The sequence below is a fragment of the Kocuria subflava genome (assembly GCF_012163155.1).
Lineage (GTDB): Bacteria > Actinomycetota > Actinomycetes > Actinomycetales > Micrococcaceae > Kocuria > Kocuria subflava.
On record NZ_JAAVUN010000011.1, the window covers coordinates 1 to 20,359 of the forward strand.

17 protein-coding genes are annotated in these 20,359 nt (G+C 64.1%); 2 read left to right on the plus strand and 15 right to left on the minus strand.

Going from position 1 to position 20,359, the window contains the following annotated elements; genetic code table 11:
• Window positions 1-630 precede the first annotated feature (630 nt).
• From tyrS to GTW58_RS06910, 7 genes are all read right to left on the minus strand, one after another.
• Window positions 631-1,941, minus strand: a complete 1,311-nt coding sequence (gene tyrS / locus GTW58_RS06880; protein WP_119933518.1) for a tyrosine--tRNA ligase — start codon at window positions 1,939-1,941, stop codon at window positions 631-633.
• Window positions 1,942-1,972: 31 nt separating this feature from the next.
• Complete coding sequence (locus GTW58_RS06885) at window positions 1,973-4,255, minus strand: HelD family protein (protein WP_119933519.1); 2,283 nt, start codon at window positions 4,253-4,255, stop codon at window positions 1,973-1,975.
• Window positions 4,256-4,341: 86 nt separating this feature from the next.
• Complete coding sequence (locus GTW58_RS06890; protein WP_047692008.1) at window positions 4,342-4,848, minus strand: adenine phosphoribosyltransferase; 507 nt, start codon at window positions 4,846-4,848, stop codon at window positions 4,342-4,344.
• Between the two features lie 97 nt (window positions 4,849-4,945).
• Entirely contained in the window at window positions 4,946-5,620 is a 675-nt protein-coding gene (locus GTW58_RS06895) for a DNA-3-methyladenine glycosylase (protein ID WP_119933520.1), read from the minus strand.
• A gap of 34 nt (window positions 5,621-5,654) precedes the next feature.
• The gene (gene argH / locus GTW58_RS06900) at window positions 5,655-7,103 is read right to left on the minus strand and encodes an argininosuccinate lyase (protein WP_119933521.1); all 1,449 of its coding nucleotides are present in this window, start codon (window positions 7,101-7,103) and stop codon (window positions 5,655-5,657) included.
• Between the two features lie 149 nt (window positions 7,104-7,252).
• Window positions 7,253-8,464, minus strand: coding sequence for an argininosuccinate synthase (locus GTW58_RS06905; protein WP_047691894.1), 1,212 nt, complete (start codon window positions 8,462-8,464; stop codon window positions 7,253-7,255).
• A gap of 63 nt (window positions 8,465-8,527) precedes the next feature.
• Window positions 8,528-10,045 carry a long-chain-fatty-acid--CoA ligase gene (locus GTW58_RS06910; protein WP_119933522.1) on the minus strand — a complete coding sequence of 506 codons (1,518 nt, stop codon included), beginning with the start codon at window positions 10,043-10,045 and terminating at the stop codon, window positions 8,528-8,530.
• 76 nt (window positions 10,046-10,121) lie between these two features.
• Between GTW58_RS06910 and GTW58_RS06915 the strand changes: the two genes are divergently transcribed.
• Window positions 10,122-10,523, plus strand: coding sequence for an ankyrin repeat domain-containing protein (locus GTW58_RS06915; protein WP_119933523.1), 402 nt, complete (start codon window positions 10,122-10,124; stop codon window positions 10,521-10,523).
• 4 nt (window positions 10,524-10,527) lie between these two features.
• On the opposite strand, the gene GTW58_RS06920 is transcribed toward GTW58_RS06915, so the two are convergent.
• The 7 genes from GTW58_RS06920 to argC form a co-directional block, all read right to left on the minus strand.
• A complete protein-coding gene (locus GTW58_RS06920; protein ID WP_209436422.1) occupies window positions 10,528-12,039 on the minus strand; it encodes a long-chain-fatty-acid--CoA ligase in 1,512 nt (503 codons plus the stop codon).
• Between the two features lie 138 nt (window positions 12,040-12,177).
• Window positions 12,178-12,681 carry an arginine repressor gene (locus GTW58_RS06925; RefSeq protein WP_047691888.1) on the minus strand — a complete coding sequence of 168 codons (504 nt, stop codon included), beginning with the start codon at window positions 12,679-12,681 and terminating at the stop codon, window positions 12,178-12,180.
• Complete coding sequence (gene argF / locus GTW58_RS06930) at window positions 12,678-13,637, minus strand: ornithine carbamoyltransferase (protein ID WP_047691886.1); 960 nt, start codon at window positions 13,635-13,637, stop codon at window positions 12,678-12,680. The genes GTW58_RS06925 and argF overlap by 4 nt, the downstream gene beginning before the upstream one ends.
• A gap of 111 nt (window positions 13,638-13,748) precedes the next feature.
• Window positions 13,749-15,038 carry an acetylornithine transaminase gene (locus tag GTW58_RS06935; protein WP_119933524.1) on the minus strand — a complete coding sequence of 430 codons (1,290 nt, stop codon included), beginning with the start codon at window positions 15,036-15,038 and terminating at the stop codon, window positions 13,749-13,751.
• Window positions 15,035-16,054 (minus strand): acetylglutamate kinase, encoded by a 1,020-nt coding sequence (argB, locus tag GTW58_RS06940; protein WP_119933525.1) that lies wholly within the window; start codon window positions 16,052-16,054, stop codon window positions 15,035-15,037. The genes GTW58_RS06935 and argB overlap by 4 nt, the downstream gene beginning before the upstream one ends.
• A 58-nt stretch (window positions 16,055-16,112) precedes the next feature.
• A complete protein-coding gene (gene argJ / locus GTW58_RS06945) occupies window positions 16,113-17,294 on the minus strand; it encodes a bifunctional glutamate N-acetyltransferase/amino-acid acetyltransferase ArgJ (RefSeq protein ID WP_198673449.1) in 1,182 nt (393 codons plus the stop codon).
• Window positions 17,295-17,332: 38 nt separating this feature from the next.
• Complete coding sequence (gene argC / locus GTW58_RS06950) at window positions 17,333-18,385, minus strand: N-acetyl-gamma-glutamyl-phosphate reductase (protein ID WP_119933526.1); 1,053 nt, start codon at window positions 18,383-18,385, stop codon at window positions 17,333-17,335.
• 165 nt (window positions 18,386-18,550) lie between these two features.
• Between argC and GTW58_RS06955 the strand changes: the two genes are divergently transcribed.
• Window positions 18,551-19,510 (plus strand): quinone oxidoreductase family protein, encoded by a 960-nt coding sequence (locus GTW58_RS06955; RefSeq protein WP_119933527.1) that lies wholly within the window; start codon window positions 18,551-18,553, stop codon window positions 19,508-19,510.
• Between the two features lie 35 nt (window positions 19,511-19,545).
• On the opposite strand, the gene GTW58_RS06960 is transcribed toward GTW58_RS06955, so the two are convergent.
• A complete protein-coding gene (locus tag GTW58_RS06960) occupies window positions 19,546-20,262 on the minus strand; it encodes a hypothetical protein (RefSeq protein ID WP_119933528.1) in 717 nt (238 codons plus the stop codon).
• Between the last annotated feature and the right edge of the window lie 97 nt (window positions 20,263-20,359).

Here is a 20,359-nt window from a genome sequence, read left to right on the forward strand (position 1 = left end):
GGCCATCAACCAAACAAAACAATATTTGGTATCAACAAACATGAAACACTATTGAGTTCTCAAACAACAGACCAGTGGAACCAGCACCCACCACAACCGTGATGACCACCAAGAACCCCGGAGTTCTTTGTTGCTGCGATCCTGTCCGGATCACTGCGGCCCGCAACGTTACTCGCCTTCCCGGCTCTTGGCAACTCGGTGATTCCCGTACGTACGCACGGCAACTAGCGGTTGCTGAGTTGGGGGGGTGTGGAGTAGGTCTTGGACCTTGCGTGCCGCGGCTGCTGAACTTCTGTTCGTCAGCCCCTTGCGGCAACAGATGAAAACACTACACCCGCCTCCAGGGGCTCGCAACCGGATGAGGCCGTAAGGGCCGGTGCCCTCCATCACAGACCCCACCCTCGGAGTGGCTCGCCCCGCAAGAGGCCCGCCAGCACGAGCTGCCCGTCACCACGAGCCGCCCGTCACCACGCGGGATCCGCGCCCACAACGACTCCGCACCACAGCGACTCGGCACCACGGCACCTGAGCGACGCGGTGCCTCAGCACCACAGTGGCCCGGCACCCCAAGGGTGCCGGGCCACTGTTCCCGTGAGAGGCGCCCCGTCCCATGGGCCACTCAGGTGACGGTCATCCCGTCACGGTCACGATTGCCATGTTCTTCTTGCCGCGCTTGATCAAGGCGTACTTCCCCAGAAGGAGTTCCTCCGGGGACAGCTGGGCATCAGCCCCTGTGACCTTGGTGTTGTTCACGGACACGGCACCCTCGGCCAGCATGCGCCGCGCCTCCGACTTGGACCCGGCCAACGGAGTCTCAACCAGCACGTCCACCAAGGCCAACTGTTCGGGTGACACCTGCGCCGACGGCAGTTCCTTGGCAAGGTCGGTCAGGGTTGCCTCATCGAGCTGGGCAAAGTCACCCTTGCCGAACACGGCCTCAGATGCGGCAATCGCCTGCCGAGTCGCGGACTCACCATGCACCAAGGTGTTCACGTCCGTGGCCAGCACCTTCTGTGCTTCACGTCGGAAGGGTTCCTCTGCCACCTTGCGCTCGAGTTCAGCAATCTCATCACGCGTGCGGAAGGTGAATACCTTGAGCCGATCAATCACGTCGGCATCTGCCGTGTTGAGCCAGAACTGGTAGAACGCGTACGGAGTGGTCATCTCCGGGTTGAGCCAGATGGCGTTGCCTTCGGACTTGCCGAACTTGGTGCCGTCCGAGTTGGTGATCAGCGGTGTGCCGATCGCATGGACGTTGACGCCCTCGGTCTTGCGGATCAGTTCCGTGCCAGCAGTCAGGTTGCCCCACTGGTCAGATCCGCCGGTCTGCAGAACGCAGTTGTAGTCCCGGTAGAGGTTCAGGAAGTCATTGCCCTGCAAGACCTGGTAGCTGAACTCGGCGTAGGAGATGCCCTCATCAGAGTTCAGGCGCTTGGCCACGATCTCCTTCTTGATCATGGTTCCCACGCGGAAGTTCTTGCCCACCTCACGCAGCAGGTCAATGGCAGAGAGCTTGGAGGTCCAGTCCAGGTTGTTGACCATCCGGGCGGCGTTGGAGCCGTCGAAGGACAGGAAGCGTTCGATCTGCACGCGCAGCTTCTCCACCCATTCGGCCACGATCTCCCGGGAGTTCAGAACACGTTCGGTGCTCTGCCGAGGATCGCCGATCAGGCCCGTGGAGCCACCCACAAGACCCAACGGTTTGTGGCCGGCCAACTGCAGACGCCGCAGGGTCAACAGCTGGACCAGGTGGCCCAGGTGGAGGGAGGCGGCAGTGGGATCGAATCCGCAGTAATAGGTGATCGGATCGCCTGCCAGGACTTCTTCCAGCGCGGCTTCATCCGTGGACACGTGCACCAGGCCGCGCCACTTGAGCTCCTGCCAGACGTTGGGGAAGGAGGGATCGTTGTGCTGCTGATCGAAGTCAATGCTTTCCGTCACCCGCGCAAATTTACCAGCCCGTCACCCCCGGTCACGACGCCGTCAGCCCGGCTGGCATGGCGCCGGCACCTATGATCCTCAACCGCTGGGTGGGACGGGTCATGGCCACGTAGAGGGAACCCACACCGTCATACTCCTCCACAATTTCCGAAGGTTCCACCAGCACCACGGAGTCGAACTCGAGGCCCTTGGCCTCCCAGGTGGAGAGCACCACCACGCTGTTCTCCACGCGGCGCATCCCGGCACCAACCTTCCCCGGAAGACGTCCGCTCAGGACCTCGCCCAGGTGCGCCACACGGTGCTCGGGGGCAATCACGGCAACCAGACCACCGGCCACAGCCTCAACTTCAGCTTGGGTCTGATCCGCAACCTCGGCGGCCAGGGCGGCGTCGTCGGTGTTGGTGGGCAACTGGGTGAGCAGCGGCGCCTGGCCATCGCGGACAGCCTTGGGTGTGGAGATCTTCAGACGCGCGGCACGGGCCACAGCCACTGCGGCATCCGCAATCGCAGCGGGCGTGCGGTAATTGACGGTGAGCTCGTCCAGGGCAAAGCGGTCCCCCACAAACGGTTCAAGGGCCGCGTCCCAGGAGGTGGCTGCCGATGCTGCACCGCCCTGGGCGATGTCCCCGACCACGGTGAATGACTTCATGGGGCAGCGGCGCATGAGCACCCGCCACTGCATGGGAGTCAGTTCCTGGGCCTCGTCCACCACCACGTGCCCGTAAGCCCAGGTTCGGTCCGCGTGCGCTGCCTCGGCTGCCGTCATGCGGTACTCGGATTCCTCATTGAACGCGGTCAGGTCCGCAGCAGTGACCACCCCGTCCACGCCAACGTCCTCCAAGGACTGGTGCATGTTGTAGAGCGCTTTCTCGGCGTTCTCCGTGGCCTTGGCCCGCTCAGCCTCAGAAGTTCGGAAGCGCACACCGGCTTCTTCCAAATCACCCAGCAGTTCAGCGGCCTCGTCCAACAGCGGCACGTCCGAGACCGTCAGTGGGGCATCCGCTGCACGGGCCAGGAGGTCGCGCTGGGCTGAGGTGTAGGTGCGGAAGGCCGAATCCAGATAGTGCCGCTTGGCAAAGACCTGCCGCACCAGCGTCTCCGGGGAAACCGGCAACCAGCACAGGTTCAGCGCCTTGCGCACCTCCGGTGCCTGACGCAGGTCCTCCACCAGGTAGGAACGGTCAATGGCATTTCCGGAACGCTTGTTCAAATCCTGGCCGAGCCGATCCGCCAGTTCCCGCAGCACGATCTTCACAAACGTGGCCCGCGCCTGGTTGTGCGGCTTGCCCGTGGCCCGCGCCTTGTCCCGGGCACGGCGCACCAGTTTGCGCGGCAGCACCACCTCATAGGAGTCCGCACGCAACTTCTGGTCCGTGGCCGGAACCTTTTGGCGGTCCCGCACGGCCTGTCGGATCACGTCTGCCATGTCCAGACCGGCCTTGATCCGGGCAACCTCCCGGTTGCACTCCGGCACACCGTGCACCCCGGGATACAGGTCGGCCAGCGAGGACATCACCACGCCGGTCTCCCCCAAGGAAGGCAGCACGCGGTCGATGTACCACAGAAACGACGACGACGGCCCAACAATCAGCACACCCGACTTCCTCAGCCGTTCACGGTGTTCGTAGAGCAAATACGCGGCACGGTGCAGGGCCACAGCGGTCTTTCCCGTACCCGGGCCACCCTGCACCACGTGCACACCGGGCAGCGGTGCGCGGATGATGCGGTCCTGTTCGGCCTGGATGGTGGAGACAATGTCCGTCATCCGCCCCGTCCTCTTGGAGTTCAGGGCAGCCAACAGGGCACCTTCGCCCTGGAGCACACCGTCCTCCCCCAACATCTGAGGATCCAGGACGTCGTCCTCAATGGCAGTCACGTCCCGGCCGTCCAGGATCAGATGCCGCCGCCTACGCACTCCCATGGGATGACGAGCCGTGGCCTGGTAGAACGCGGCAGCTTCACGCGCACGCCAGTCCACCATCAACCGCTGATGGTCTTCCGTGGCCAGCCCGATTCGGCCGATGTACCGGGTGTGGGCGCCGTCGTCGTCCGTGGCGTCCAAGCGACCGAAGACCAAACGGTTGTCCACGGAATTCAGCTGAGCCAAACGGTCCTCGTAATGCGTGGCAAAGGCATCACGTTCGGAGCGGCTCTGGTGGTTGCTGCCCGTGTCCGTGCGGCGCACCCGGGCCAGTTCCTCTGCCTTCTCCTGACGCAGCGCATCCAAGCGGGCGTAGAGAATCCGAACGTACTCACGCTCCACGTCCAACTGACGCTGAACCATTTGGGGCGTCTGAGTGGTGGCCTCGGTCATGCGATTGCTCTCCTCCGCTGAATACCGACCCACCATGGTAGTGCCGGGCGGCCTTTCGGGGCAGGTGGCTTCCGGTGAAGAAAACCTCACACGCGGTAAAGGGCCCGAACGCGGTGACCACCCAACTTGGCGCGGCCACGCAGGTCCGTCAGTTCCATGACCAGACCGAATCCTGCAATGTGAAGCCCGGCGCGGTGCAGCAGGTGACCCGTGGCCTCCAGCGTTCCACCGGTTGCCAGGAGGTCATCCACCACCAGGACTCGAGAGCCGCGGGGCAGGTCATCCGTGTGGACCTCCAAGGTGGCAGAGCCGTACTCCAGCTGATAGCTCTGCTTGAAAGTCTCCCGTGGAAGCTTGCCCTCCTTGCGGACGGGCAGCACACCGCAACCGGCCACATTGGCGATGGCCCCAGCAAGGATGAACCCGCGGGCCTCCACACCAGCCACACAGTCGAACTGGCCGTCAAAGGCATCCGCCAAGGCCTCCACGGTGCGTTTGAACCCGGGTCCGTCTGCAAACAGTGGGGTGAGATCCCGGAAGAGCACCCCGGGTTCGGGGTAATCGGGGATCTTGGCGCACAGACGATCAATCATCTGCTCAACGGATTCGGACGGCTGCGCGGTCTGCTGGTGATTCACAGGCGACATCGTAGCGGCTGCCCACCGCCCGTGCCGCGCCGCGGGCCTGAGATCAACGCCCTTTACGCGGGGCGGCAGCCCGGTACGGGGAGACCGTGGGGTCCCCCGTCACCGCGAATCGCCAGGGGAAGCTCTCACCGTCACCACCAGGCCCGGACACCCCCGTCCGTGCCGTGACCGTGACCGCCTCCACAGCCTCCCCCAGTTCCAAGTGAACCCCCGGTTCCTGGGGATCGGCGGTCAGCGGGGCGGCGTCGTGATCCAAGGTCAGCCCGAGAGCTTGGGCAACATTGCCCGGTCCGCGCGCCAAGGCCACATCCGCAACGGCCGTGGAGCGGCGAGCCGCACGACGACGCCGCGCCAGCTCCTGCCCGTGGATGACCTCACCGGCGCGGATCAGGCAACCGCCGGCAGAGCCCACCGGGCGGCAGACCAGATTCACAGCGTGGTGCATGCCGTAGGTGAAGTAGACGTAGATGTGTCCGGGGGCTGCGAACATGGAGGAATTGCGCGCAGTCTGCCCGCGGTAGGTGTGGGCACCAGGATCCGGCAGGTCGGAGTCCGCGGGTCCACCGTAGGCCTCCACCTCAGTGATCCGCAGGGCCACGCGCCCCTCAGCACCGGTGGTGGAGAGCACCGCACCCAACAAGCGCGGGGCAACCTGCGGTGCCGGGGCGCTCAAGAGCTCCAGCACCGCAGGATCCAGTTCCGCACGTCCTTCAGGCATCCGGGCTGCTCGGCCTTTCAGATGGTTCAGGCGTTCAGGCCGAGACGATCGGCTGACGGTTTTCGAACGCGGCCAAGGCCTCCAGGCATTCCTTCAAAGCGCTGAGCTGCTGGGACACCGCATCCGGGCCCGTGCCACCCTGGGAGGAGCGGCTGTTCAAGGAACCCTCCAGGGTCAGCACGCTGCGAACCTCCGGGGCGAGCCTGGAATCGATGGCGGCAAAGTCCGAATCGGTCAGGTCCCACAGTTCAATGTCCCGGGACTCGCACACGCGCACGGCATCGCCAGAAATCTCGTGAGCGTCCCGGAACGGCACGCCCTGGCGGACCAACCACTCGGCAATGTCCGTGGCCAGGGCAAAGCCCTGAGGTGCCAGTTCGGCCATGCGCTCGGTGTTGAACGTCAAGGTGGCCACCATGCCGGAGACCGCCGGGAGCAGAACTTCCAGCTGGTCAATGGCGTCAAAGACCGGTTCTTTGTCCTCTTGCAGGTCACGGTTGTACGCCAAGGGCAACGCCTTCAACGTGGCCAGCAAGCCGGTCAGGTCCCCGATCATACGCCCGGCCTTGCCGCGAGCAAGCTCTGCCACATCTGGGTTCTTCTTCTGCGGCATGATCGAGGAGCCCGTGGAGAAGGAGTCATGCAACGTGGCAAAGGAGAATTCCTTGGTGGCCCACGTGGTGATCTCCTCAGAGATCCGGGAGACGTCCACGGAGAGCATGGCGCACACCCAGGCGAACTCGGCATACACGTCCCGGGAGGCAGTGCCGTCAATCGAGTTGAACACGGCAGAGTCAAAGCCCAACTCATCGGCCACCGCATTGGGATCCAGACCCAGGGTGGAGCCTGCCAACGCTCCGGAACCGTACGGCGACACGGCTGCGCGGGCATCCCAGTCCACAAATCGTTCGACGTCGCGCACCATGGCCCACGCGTGGGCCAGCAGGTGGTGGGACAGCAGGATCGGCTGGGCGTGCTGCAGGTGCGTACGGCCCGGCATGGGGGCATACGGGTGAGCCTCCGCCTGAGCAATCAGGGCACGAACCACGTCCAGAAGATCCTTGGCGATGATGGCGGCGTGATCACGCAGGTACATCCGCCCCAGGGTGGCGATCTGGTCATTACGTGAGCGCCCTGCACGCAGCTTGCCGCCCAGCTCCGCTCCGGCGCGCTCGATCAGTCCGCGCTCCAAGCACCCGTGGACGTCCTCATCCGATTCCGCCGGGACGTAAGCACCTGAACGAACATCCTCTTCCAGACGGTCCAGGGCATCGATCATGCCGGTCAGTTCGGCGTCGTCGAGCAAACCCGCCCGGTGAAGAACCCGAGCGTGCGCGCGCGAACCGGCGATGTCATACGGGGCCAGGCGCCAGTCGAACTGCGTTGACCTGGACAGTGCCGCGAGCGCCTGATCAGGGCCGCCGGCGAACCGACCACCCCACAGCGCACCCTCATTGGTCCCGTGCTTGACGTGCTCGGTCATGCTTCCCCTTGCGTTGCTTCCAGAAGTGTTCGCCCCAGGATACGTGCGGCTTGGTGCAAAGACGACGACGGTCGCCCTCCGTAGGCCGTCAAGCGAAGCAGGCCAAGGAGGGCGACCGTCGTCGTCGGACCTGGGAACCGGGGTCGGGCTCAGTGACCGTCGGCAGCCAGGCGCTGGTCGCGGGCGGAGGCGACCTTGGAGGACATGCCGAACAGTTCGATGAACCCGCGGGCCTGGGACTGGTCGAAGGAATCGCCTTCGTCGTACGTGGCCAGGTTGAAGTCGTAGAGCGAGGTCTCCGAACGGCGCCCGGTCACGGTGGCTTTGCCCGCGTGCAGGGTCATGCGGATGTCGCCGTTGACGTAACGCTGGGTGTCGTCCAGGAACACATCCAGGGACTTCTTCAGCGGGGAGAACCACTGGCCGTCGTACACCAGTTCGGTCCAGCGCTGGCCCACGGTCTTCTTGAAGCGGGCCTGCTCGCGCTCGATGGTCACGTTCTCCAGCTCCTGGTGGGCTGCAATCAGAGCCATGGCACCGGGGGCCTCGTAGATTTCGCGGGACTTGATGCCCACCAGGCGGTCTTCCACGATGTCGATACGGCCAACACCCTGGGCGCCGGCGCGGCGGTTCATCTCCTGGATGGCCTCCAGCGGGGTCACCGGGCGACCGTCGATGGCCACGGGGATGCCCTGGGAGAAGGTGAGCACCACTTCATCCGGTGCAGGGGCAAAGGCGGGATCGTCCGTGTAGTCGTAGACGTCCTTCGTGGGGGCGTTCCAGATGTCCTCCAAGAAGCCGGTCTCAATGGCGCGGCCCCACACGTTCTGGTCGATGGAGAACGGGTTCTTCTTGGTGGTGGCAATGGGAAGGTCGTTGCGCTCGGCGTAATCGATGGCCTTTTCGCGGGTCAGAGCCAGGTCACGGACCGGGGCAATGCACTTCAGGTCCGGGCCCAGGGTCTGGATGCCGACCTCAAAACGCACTTGGTCGTTGCCCTTGCCGGTGCAACCGTGGGCCACGGTGGTGGCCCCGAACTTCTTGGCGGCGTCCACCAGGTGCTTGACGATCACCGGACGGGAGACCGCGGAGACCAGCGGGTAGGAGTCCATGTAGAGGCCGTTGGCCTTCAGGGCGGGCATGCAGTAATCGTTGGCGAACTCGTCGCGAGCATCCGCGACCACTGCCTCCACGGCACCGCAGTCCAGAGCGCGCTGGCGGATGGATTCCAGGTCCTCGCCACCCTGTCCGACGTCCACAGCACAGGCGATGACCTCTGCACCGGTGGCTTCACCGATCCAGCCGATGGCCACAGAGGTGTCCAGTCCGCCTGAGTAGGCGAGTACAACGCGCTCGGTCACGAAAGTTCTCCTTGATGTCAGTTCGCTCGACGTTCATGCATGACTATACACACCACAGTGTATTTATGCATTGCTGCCGGTTCGGACGGCGTCCTCCCCCACCTCGATGGTGCGCTTGAGGATCTTGCCGGTGGGACCCTTGGGCAGCGCCTCCACAATCTGCCACACACGCGGCACCTTGTAATTGGCCAGTTGGGCTCGGACATGCTCATCCAGTTGCGTGATCACCGCACCTGGATCTTCGGGTTGCTCCACAAAGGCGACGACGGCGGCCACCTCCTGCCCCAGGCGATCATCCGGGACACCGATCACCGCACATTCGGAGACACCCTGGAACTCAAAGATGACTTCCTCGACCTCGCGCGGATACACGTTGTAACCACCCCGAATGATCATGTCCTTCATACGGTCCACGATGTAGAACAAGCCGTCGTCGTCCTGACGGCCCAAGTCCCCGGATTGGAGCCAGCCGTCCCGAATGGCCTGGGCCGTGGCTTCCTCCTTGCGCCAGTAGCCGGCCATGACGTACTGCCCGGAGATGGCGATTTCTCCGACTTCCCCATAGGGGACCTCCTCACCCATAGCATCCACCACCCGCAGGTCGGCACCGCGCACGGGCGTGCCGATGGAACCTGCCGCACGGGGTCCACCGAACTGGTTGAAGCAGACCACAGGTGAGGTCTCGGAAAGCCCGTAACCTTCCAGCACCACGGCATCGAACACCTTCTCCGCCCGCCGCAGCACCTCCACCGGGAGCGGGGAGCCCCCGGAGATGAGACCACGGATGTGTGGAAACTCCTCAGCCTTGCGCTTGACCGCTTCCTGCACCATGGCGATGTGCATGGAGGGCACGGCGGCCACCAGGGTCACGGCGTCGCGCTTCAGAACATCCACAGCCTTGACGGGCTCAAACCGGCCCAGCAACGTGACTGAGGCACCGGCCGCCGCCACAGCATTCATGGCCACGGTCTGACCGAACACGTGGAAGAACGGCAGCCCACCGAACAAGACGTCCTCCGGGGTGATGCTGAACAGCTCCACCACCAGTTCCGCATTGGTGCGCATGTTGCGATGGGTCAGCATGGCACCCTTGGGGCGCCCCGTGGTCCCGGAGGTGTAGAGCAGCACGGCGACGTCGTCCTCGTCCTTGTCCGCCACGTCCTGCGCAGGCTCTTGTTCCCCCATGCCCTGGAGAGACCCCGCCTCCAGCGTGATGACCGTGCGGTCCCCGGCGGCTGCCTCAGCGGTGACTGCCATGGCTTCCCACACGACGACGGCAACCGCCTGCGAATCTTCAAGGTGATAGGCGACTTCACGCTCCGTGAGCAGTGGATTCAGCGGCACCACAATTGCACCCAGGCGCAGGATCGCGTTGTAGATCACGGGAACGTGCGGCACGTTCGGCAGGATGATGGCCACCCGATCACCATCAGAAACCCCTGCTCTGCGCAGCTGACCAGCAAAACACGCACTCAGGTGATGCACCTGGGCGTAGGTCAGCTGGGCGTCGTCGAGTTTGACCATCACCCGGTCGGCATGCGTTCCAGCGGAGGTGGTCAGCAGGGTTGCCAGATTGGTCACGGGGTACTCCTTGCAGCCGAACGAGTGATGTGCGCCACAGTCTAAATCCGCAGTACAGGTCAGACACAATGGAGTCATGACCCAACCCCCAGAGCTCAGCCCCCAAGAACTCGAACTCCTGCAGTCCATGTTCGACGCCGCCCGTGATGGCCGCACCCAGTACCTGGCCTCAGCCGTGGACCAAGGCGTTCCCGTGAACCTGACCAACAGCAAGGGCGACACCCTGTTGAACCTGGCGTCCTACCACGAACATCCGGAGACGGTGGCTGCCCTGCTGGAGCGCGGTGCAGACACGGAACGAGTGTCAGACATGGGCTTCACGGCCCTGATCTGTGCCGTGTTCCGCGGCAACCAGGCCATCACCCAGATGCTGTTGGAGGCCGGCGCCCGTCAGGACACCGGCCACCACCACGCCCAGGCCGTGGCTCGCGAGTTCGGCCGCACTGCGGTGCTGGAACTGCTCGAAGCCAACGACTGACGGCTCAGTCCAGCACGATCTCCCGCTTGAGGATCTTGCCCGTGGGGCCCTTGGGCAGCGATTCCATGACCCGGTAGTGCTTGGGTCGCTTGTAGACGGCCAGGCCCTCACGCGCTGCGTGGCGCAGTTCAGTCACCACGGAATCGGCGTCCGCGCCGTCGTTGAGCACGATGCACGCGACCACGTCCTGTCCCACGGTGATGTCCCCCTGCCCCACCACGGCAGCCTCATGGACGGCAGGGTTTTCGTAGAGGATTTCCTCGATCTCGCGCGGGTACACGTTGTAGCCGTTGTGCAGGATCATGTCCTTCTTGCGGTCCACGATGAAGAACCGGTCCGTCTGATCCTGGCGGCCCACATCCCCGGTGCGGAAGAACTCCCCGCTGAATGACTTTGCGGTGATCTCCGGGAGGTTCCAGTACCCGGCCATCACAAACTGCCCACGCACCACGATCTCCCCGATCTCGCCGCGGGGAACCTCTTGGCCGTCGTCGTTGAAAATGCGGACGTCAGCGCCATCGCAGGCCGTGCCGATGGAGCCGGGCACGCGGTCATTGACGGGGTGGTTGAAGCAGACCACCGGGGAGGTTTCGGACAACCCGTAGCCTTCATACACCGTCACGCCGAACAGGGATTCGAATTCCTTGAGCACTTCCACGGGCATGGAGGCACCACCGGAAATGGCATTGACCAGGGTGGGATAGCTCTCCCGTTCTGCGCGCTTCAGGCTGTTGACGGCCACGAACATGGAGGGCACCCCCACAAACCGTGTGACGCCGTGGGCCTGAATCTGCTTGAGCACGGAGCGGGGCTGGAAGGCGGCGACGGCGCTGACGCATGCACCCACCGCAATCACTGCGTTGAGCACCACGGTCTGGCCGAACACGTGGAAGAACGGAAGGGCCCCCAGGAACACGTCCTGGGAGCGGTAATCGAACATGCGCGTGGTCATCCAGGCGTTGGAACTCAGGTTGTGGTGCGTGAGCATGGCCCCCTTGGGGGTGCCGGTGGTCCCGGAGGTGTAGAGCAGAACCGCAAGGTCGTCATCCACGCGCTGGACCATCTCCGGCGCATCAGAGCGGGCACCTTCGGCCACCTGATCAGTGTCCACCGTGGCAGCATCCAGCGTGATGACCTCAATGGACTCGTCCATGGTGGCCACCACCTCCCGCACGTGATCGGCCATCACCTGGAACACCAACACGGCACTGACCTGGGCGTCACGGAACAGCCCCTCCAGCTCACGTCCCGTCAGCAAGGGGTTCAGCGGAACCACCACGGCTCCAGCCTTGAGCACCCCGTAGTAGGCAACGGGCATAGCCGCGACGTTTGGGGAGATCAGGGCCACCCGATCACCCGGCTGAACACCCACCGCTTTGAGACGGGCATGCATGGCATCCGCCAGATGATCCAGCTGCTGGTAGGTGATCTGCTGGGAGTCGCTGCGCACAGCAATGTTCTGGGGATGCCGTTCGGCGGAACTTGTGAGCAGTGTGGCCAGGTTCGACACGGTCATTCCTCAGGTTGCGGAGCACTGGATACCCGGGCCTGGGACACACCATGTGACGACGTTCCCCCATTGACCCGAATCCTTATTGGATCACACACGGTCACCGCCGTGCTGGGGCCCGGTGCCCCACCACCCGAGGTGTGATCAGTCCCGGGAGGTCAGCGCCAGGAAATGCTCCGCCAGGTCCTGACCGCCCTTGGGGTCGCGGGTGACCACCATGATGGTGTCGTCCCCCGCAATGGTGCCCAGCACCTGGTGCATGGTGGATTGGTCGATCACCGAGGCGAAATACTGGGCGGCCCCCGGTGGGGTCCGCAACATCACCAGATTCGCGGAGGCCTCCGCGGTGATCAGCAGTTCCTTGCACAGGGCAGCCAGTCTGCTGTCCAAAGCCTCGGCAATCTTCTCCCCACCCACCACGACGTCGCTGGAGCCAGGTTGCGGTACGGCGTACACCAGTGTCCCGGATGCGTCCCGTACGCGCACGGCTCCCAGTTCCACCAGGTCACGGGAGAGAGTGGCCTGGGTGACCTGCAGTCCGTCCTGCCCCAGCAGCTCGGCCAGTTCAGCCTGAGAGCGCACGGATCCTGCCGTCACCAATGCCACGATGCGCGCCTGGCGTGCTGTTTTTGTGGCGGGAATGGTCATGATCGCACTGCCCCGGATTCCAGGTCGTAGCGCCCGGAGCGGGCCAACAACCACACCATCAAGGCTTTCTGGGCATGCAGTCGGTTCTCGGCTTCATCGAACACCACGGACTGGGGGCCGTCGATCACCTCCGCGGTGACCTCTGATCCCCGGTAGGCCGGCAGACAGTGCAGGAAAATGGCGTCCTGTGCAGCCTGGTCCATGGCTGCCTGATCCACCGTGTAGACCTTGAACACCTCAGCCCGGTCCGCCTTCTCAGACTCCTGTCCCATGGACACCCAGGTGTCGGTGCAGACCACATCTGCACCGGCCAATGCCTCGGCAGGATCGGTGGTCACCAGAATCTCCGCCCCGGTTTCCTGGGCCCGCTGCCGGGCGGCATCAACGACGGCGGCATCCGGTAGGTAACCCTCTGGCCCGGCAATGCGAACGTTCATTCCTGCCGTGGCCATGCCCAGGAGATAAGAGTTGGCCATGTTGTTGGCGGCATCCCCCAAGTAGGCGAAGGTCAACCCCTGCGTGGTGCCCTTGTGCTCACGGATGGTCTGCAGGTCTGCCAGGATCTGACAGGGGTGGTACTCGTCCGAGAGCGCATTGATCACCGGGACCGTTGCATGTTGTGCCATCTCATCCACACCGGATTGGGCAAAGGTCCGCCACACGATCACGGAGACCATGCGAGAGAGCACCTTGGCCGTGTCAAAGATGGACTCCTTGACTCCCATCTGCGCCTCCCCGGGGTTCACAATCAATGGCTGACCGCCCAGATCAGCAATGCCCGCGGCAAAGGAGAACCGGGTACGGGTTGAGGTCTTGTCAAAGATCACGGTGGCCGTCTGAGGACCGGCCAACGGCTTGTGGATCCAGCGGTCGGCCTTGAGTACTGCTGCCAGGTCAAGGACCTCGGCCTGCTCTGCTGGTGTGAGATCGGTGTCCCGGAGGAAATGCCGCAACATGAGGTGTCTCCTGATGGTGGAAGTCTGGGGGTGTTTGGTGCCTTGGGTCTCTGACTCAAGCCGGGTTGGCGACTCAGGCCCGGTTCGTGACTCAGGCCCGGTTGGTGACTGTCAGGCCTGGTTCACGGCTGTACGAGCTCGGGCCACGATCTTTGGCAGCTGGGTCAGGAAGGACTCTGCTTGCTCTTCCGTGAGGATCAGCGGTGGAGCCAGTCGAAGGGTGGCTCCACCAGTGCTGTTGACAATGAATCCCTGGGCGCGGGCAGCCGCCACCACGGCCGCACCCAACGGGGCCGTGGTTTTTGAGTGCTCGTCACGGGTGTCCACCAGATCGAAGCCGATCAGGAAGCCGTGGCTTCGAACTTCCGCGACGTCATCCAGCTGACCCAAACCATCGGCAATCACCTTGGAAACAGAGCGAACATTCGCCATCAGATCCTGTTCTTGGATGATCCGCAACGTGGCCAGACCAGCCGCAGTGGCCAGAGGGTTGCCGCCGAACGTGGTTCCGTGCTGGCCGGCAGTGAGCAGGTCAGAGACCTCCTGCCCCAGGGTGATCATGGCGCCGATGGGGAATCCACCACCCAGGCCCTTGGCCAAGGTGATGGCATCCGGGAGCTCGCCGGGGTTGAGCTGATCAGGGAAGGCCAGCCACTGGCCGGTGCGCCCAATGCCCGTTTGGACTTCGTCTAGGATCAGCAGGGCGCCGTGCTGACGGGTCAACTCACGCGCACGTTGGAGCCAGCCCTCAGGTAGTGCGTGCACACCCTGTTCACCGCGGATGGGTTCCACCACCAGCGCGGACACGGTGTTGTCCATGACCTCTTCCAAGGCTTCCAGCGTGGGCGCAATGTGCACCACACCGCCCGGCAACGGCTCAAAGGGTTGCCGGTACGCCTTCTTGGCGGTCAGGGCCAAGGCCCCCATGGTGCGCCCGTGGAATGAACCATCCACCGCCACGATCTTGGTGCGGGCTCCGTCCTCCCCCGCTTTCTGGTGTCCGTTGCGCCGAGCCAGCTTGAAGGCAGCCTCATTGGCCTCAGCTCCGGAGTTGGCAAAGAACACGTGTGAACCAGCCGGTGCACCGGAGATCTCCAACAGCGCATCTGCCAGTTCGATCTGCTGGGGTGAGGTGAAGAAGTTGGAGATGTGCCCCAGCGTCCGGGCTTGGTCTGCAACCGCCTCCGCCCACTGAGGATGGGCATGGCCCAACACGTTGACCGCAATGCCGCCCAACAGGTCCAGTAGTTCGTGACCATCGGCATCCCACACTCGCGCGCCCTCACCGCGGACCAGAACTGCCTGGGGCGCACCAAAAACACCCAGCAGGTGGTCACGGTACTGCTGCAACAGGTGGTCCTGGGTGGAGATGGGCGAGCCGTTGGAGGGTTCCGCGGTCATGATGTCTTTCCTCGAAAGTCCGGGTCGATGATCTGCAGGGCGGCGGTGTCCGCCACAGGTGTTTCCAGCTTGGGAGCCAGAACGGCAGGTGGTTGGGCGGGCAAGGCACCGTCGGGACGGACCTCTGTACCGATACCACGGTCCGTGAAGATCTCCAGGAGTACGGAATGGGCTTCACGGCCATCCACAATGGTGGCCCGCCCCACCCCGCCGTCCACTGCCGCCAAGGCAGCCTCCATCTTGGGGATCATCCCGGACTGCAGGGACGGCAGGAGTTCACGCAGCTCGGAAGCGGTGAGGGAATCAATCAGGGAGTCCCGGTCCGGCCAGTTGGCGTAGAGCCCCTCCACGTCCGTGAGGGCCACGAACTTCTCCGCCTGCAAGGCAACTGCCACGGCAGCCGCGGCAGTGTCTGCGTTGATGTTGAGCACTTCCCCGGTCACGTTGCCGTGGGCATCAACCTCCGGTGCGATCGAGGAGATCACCGGGATGTTGCCATTGGCAATCAGCTGGCGCAGCGGCTCCGGATTCACGGACACCACTTCCCCCACGTGCCCCAGGTCCACTTCCTGGCCGTCCACCACGGTCCCGCGGCGCACGGCGTTGAACAAGGAGGCATCCTCCCCGGAGAGCCCCACCGCATACGGCCCGGTGGAGTTGATCAGATACACCAGTTCCCGTTGGACCTGACCGGTGAGCACCATGCGGATGGCATCAATGGCTTCACGGGAGGTCACCCGGAGGCCACCACGGAACTCCGATTCGATCCCCAATCGCTCCAACATCGCGTTGATCTGGGGGCCGCCCCCGTGTACGACGACGGGTTGGATGCCCACTGAGCGCAGGAAGACCATGTCCGCGGCGAATGCGCGACGCAATTCATCCGAGACCATGGCGTTGCCGCCGTACTTGAACACCATGACGCTGCCGCTGAATCGTGTGATCCACGGCAGGGCTTCCATGAGTACGCCGGCTTTGACCTTGGCGGTCTCGAACCGGGAATAAGGCGATGTCATGTGGGTCTCCGAGTAGTTCCTACGGGTGGTTGAACACAGCTCGTGTGAAGAACGCGCCTCAGGTGGAGTACGCGCTGTTTTCTTCCACGTAGTCATGGGTGAGGTCATTGGTCCAGATGGTGGCTTCATGGGACCCCACCTTGAGGTCAATCAGCACCTCTACCTGGCGAGTGGATGCCAGATCCACGCCGTCGCGCGAATCCCCGATCATGCCGTCACGGCACACGGTCACTCCGTTGATGGTCACATCCAGCTCATCAGGGTCGAACACCGCCTGGGTGGTGCCCACGGCGGAGAGCACACGCCCCCAGTTGGGGTCGTTGCCGAAAATGGCGGTTTTGAACAGATTGGAGCGGGCCACGGAGCGGGACACCTCAGCGGCGTCGTCCTCACTGACAGCGTTGTAGGTGGTGATCACGACGTCGTGACTGGCGCCTTCGGCGTCGTGGATCAGTTGTGTGGCCAGGCTGTGGCACACGGCAGTCAGGGCTTGCAGGAACTCGGGTTCATCAGCTGCCACCCCGGAGGCGCCTGAGCCCATGAGGACCACGGTGTCATTGGTGGACATGCAGCCATCCGAGTCCGCGCGATCAAAGGTGCGCGAACACGCCTCTTCCAGGCAGCGCTGCAGCACCGAGGAGGGGATCTGGGCATCCGTGGTGATGACCACCAACATCGTGGCCAGCCCCGGTGCCAACATGCCCGCGCCCTTGGCCATGCCGCCCACACTCCACCCCTCCGGGCTCACGTAGGCGGCCTGCTTGGGCACCGTGTCCGTGGTCATGATGGCAGTGGCAGCAGACAGACCGGCAGCGTCGTCCTCAGCAAGGGCTGCAACCACGGGGTCAATGCCGCCGCGGACGGTCTCCAGCGGCAGCTGTTCACCGATCAACCCGGTGGAGCAGACCACCACGTCCCCGGCACCGATTTCCAGAGCCGCACCCACCAGCTCTGCGGTGGTGTGCGAGGTCTGGAAACCTTGCGGGCCGGTGCACGCGTTGGCGCCACCGGAGTTGAGGACCACGGCACGGGTAGTGCCATCGGCAACCACCTGCCGGGACCAGTGCACGGGGGCTGCGGCCACACGGTTGGTGGTGAACACCGCCCCCACGGCGGTCTGAGGGCCGTCGTTGACCACCAAAGCAAAGTCCGGGTTGCCGGAAGGCTTGAATCCCGCCGTGATCCCGGAAGCCCGGAATCCCGATGCAGCGGTCACACCGCGGTCGGTCACCACGGACATGCCTCCACCGGGGTTCTGGGACGGGTGCATGGAATCGTTCACGGGGCCACTCCCTGTTGTGTCAGACCTGTCTGCTCCGGCAGACCCAAGGCGATGTTCATGGACTGGATGGCACCACCGGCGGTGCCCTTGGTCAGATTGTCCAGAGCGGCCACCACAATCAGGCGGCCGGCCCGTTCATCAGCAACCACCTGCAATTGCACGTGGTTGGATCCCAGCACCGCCTGGGTAGTGGGCATCTGCCCCTCAGGCAGCACGTGGACGAACGGCTCCTGGGCGTAGGTGTCCACGTAGAAATCGCGTACGGCGGTGGCTGCCATGGTGCCGGTCAGTTTGGCGGTCGCCGTCGTCAAAATGCCGCGGGGCATGGGCGCCAACGTGGGGGTGAAGGAGACGGTGACCTCACGGCCACCGGCCACCCAGCCCAGTCCCTGTTCGATCTCCGGGGTGTGACGGTGGACGCCCCCCACGCCGTAGGCGGACATGTTCCCCATGACTTCAGCCCCCAGCAGGTGCGGTTTGAGAGCCTTGCCTGCCCCTGATGTACCGGAGGCGGCCACAATCACAATGTCCGTGGTCTCCACCGCACCGGCTGCAACGGCCGGTGCCAGTGCCAGCTGCGATCCGGTGGGGTAACAACCAGGCACCGCGATCCGCGACTGGCCCTCCAACCGCGAGCGCTGCCGGGTGCCGTGCGGGTCCACAATCATCTCCGGCAGACCGTACGGCCACGTCCCCGCATGGGCGGAACCGTAGAACTGCTCCCAGGCCTCGGCTGATTCCAGGCGGTGATCCGCTGCAGCGTCGATCACGATGGTGCCTTCTGGCAGTTGCGCCGCGATCTCCCCGGAGCGTCCATGCGGAAGTGCCAGGAACACGACGTCGTGACCGGCCAACGACTCCACGGTGGAATCCACCAACACTCGATCGGCGAACGCATGCAGGTGCGGTTGCAGATCCCCCAACCGCTGGCCTGCATTGGAGTGGGCTGCCACAGCCCCGATCTGGACCTGTGGGTGATGGGCCAACAGCCGCAGGACCTCTCCGCCTGCGTAGCCCGTGGCGCCGGAAACAGCTACGGAAAACGTCATGCGCACCACTTTACGCAAATTTATGCAGTCGTGTCGATATTTATACAACTGCGTCCGTGGCGCTGCGGCGATAGGCTCGTGACACACGCCATATGACCGCTGCAGAGCTCTCCGCTCGGGCATCTCGGGCGTGACCAGCGCTACCCAGAGTGAGGAGACAGTCCCATGCGAGCCGTCCGAATCCACAAACACGGTGGCCCGGAAGTCCTGACCGTGGATGACGTGGACACCCCCACCCCAGGACCCGGTCAGGTCCTGGTGCGCACGGCACGCACCGGGGTCAACTTCATCGAGACCTACCAGCGCGAGGGGGTTTACGACGTCGAACTCCCCTTCCTTCTGGGCTCAGAAGGCTCCGGAGTGGTGGAGGCCGTTGGCGACGGTGTCACCCATCTCTCCCCCGGTCAGCGTGTGATGACCTCCCAAGGTGTGGGCACCTACGCCGAATACTTCCTGGTCAACGCCGATCAAGCCGTTGTGGTGCCAGATTCCATCAGCGATGACGACGCCGGTGCCCTACCCCTTCAAGGTTTCACCGCGCATTACCTCACCCGTTCCACCTACGCCGTGGGCCCAGAAACCACTGCGGTCATCACCGCTGCTGCGGGTGGTGTGGGCGGTCTGGCCATTCAGTACATGAAACAGTTGGGCGCCACGGTGATCGGACTGACCTCCAGCCAGGACAAGGCGGAGACCGCGCGGTCCCTGGGAGCAGACCATGTTCTTCCGTACGACGGATTCGCAGACGCAGTGCTGGATCTGACCGACGGCCAGGGGGCGGACGTGGTGTACGACTCCGTGGGCAAATCCACTTTTGACGAATCCTTGGCGGCCACCAAGACCCGCGGGACCGTGGTGCTCTTTGGTGGCGCCTCAGGCCAGGTTCCGCCGTTCGACCTCCAGCGCCTCAACGCCATGGGATCGCTCTACGTGACCAGGCCGTCCCTCAACGCCTACCTGCGCACCCCGGAGGAACTGCAGTGGCGCGCCCAGGAGATGTTCCAGGCCATTGAATCCGGGCTCACAGTCCGCGTGGGTGGAAATTACACGCTGGAGGATGCCGCATCAGCACACACGGATCTGGAGTCACGGGCTACGCAGGGCAAGCTGCTGCTCACCCCGTGATGTCCTTGGTGTTCTTGTGAGAGCGCGCCGGGGCCTCAGTCACGGTCCCGGCGGCGCAACCACAGGGCACCAGCAATGCCTGCCGCCAAGGTCACCAACGCCGCTGCGGCCAGCAACCAGCCCTTGACCTGCTGCTGGCTCACACTGCGGTCAGTGACCGCACCATCCAGGCTTCCGTGTTCCTCCGTGGAGAGCACCTGCAAGGTGTCGTCCTCCACACCCAGCACAATGTCCGCGCTCTGATCAAAGTCACCGGTCACCTCACCGATGTCCGTACCGCGGACCTCCGCGGCCTGACCGGGGCGAGCAAAAATCGGGTCTGCCATGCCGGAGTCGAACCGCTGGTTGGCCACCTCCGGATCATCCGGCAGCGCGATCTGGTAGACGGGGTTGAACCCGCTGCCTTCCAGGGCATTGGTCATGTTGGAGTAGTGCCCGCTGACCACCCAGGTGTCATTGGCCCATCCGCGCAACTGGTATGCGCGCTGGAAAGCGTTGTGGGAAAAAGCCACCAGCAGCACCGCCAGCAACAGCCCCAGGATGGCCACACCCACGGAAGACCACGTCACGGAAGAGTCACTGGAGGATTCTGCGTCCAGTCGGTTGAATCCCTGCAGCGGGTCGTCTCCGCCTGTCTGGTGGGCGTCCTCGGCAGAGCCCTCAACTGCATCCGGCTCCCGTTCCGGGACCGCGTCACCGCCCAGAAGGTCGGACTGCTCGTTGCCGTCGTCAAAGAGGTTGTGCTTGTCCATCGTCTGCTCCTGCCGGGTCAGGTTGTGTGGTGCGGCAGAGCCGAGTCTGCCGCACCACCAATCCACGGTCTGGTGAGGGAAGTGTGAGCACCCCGCG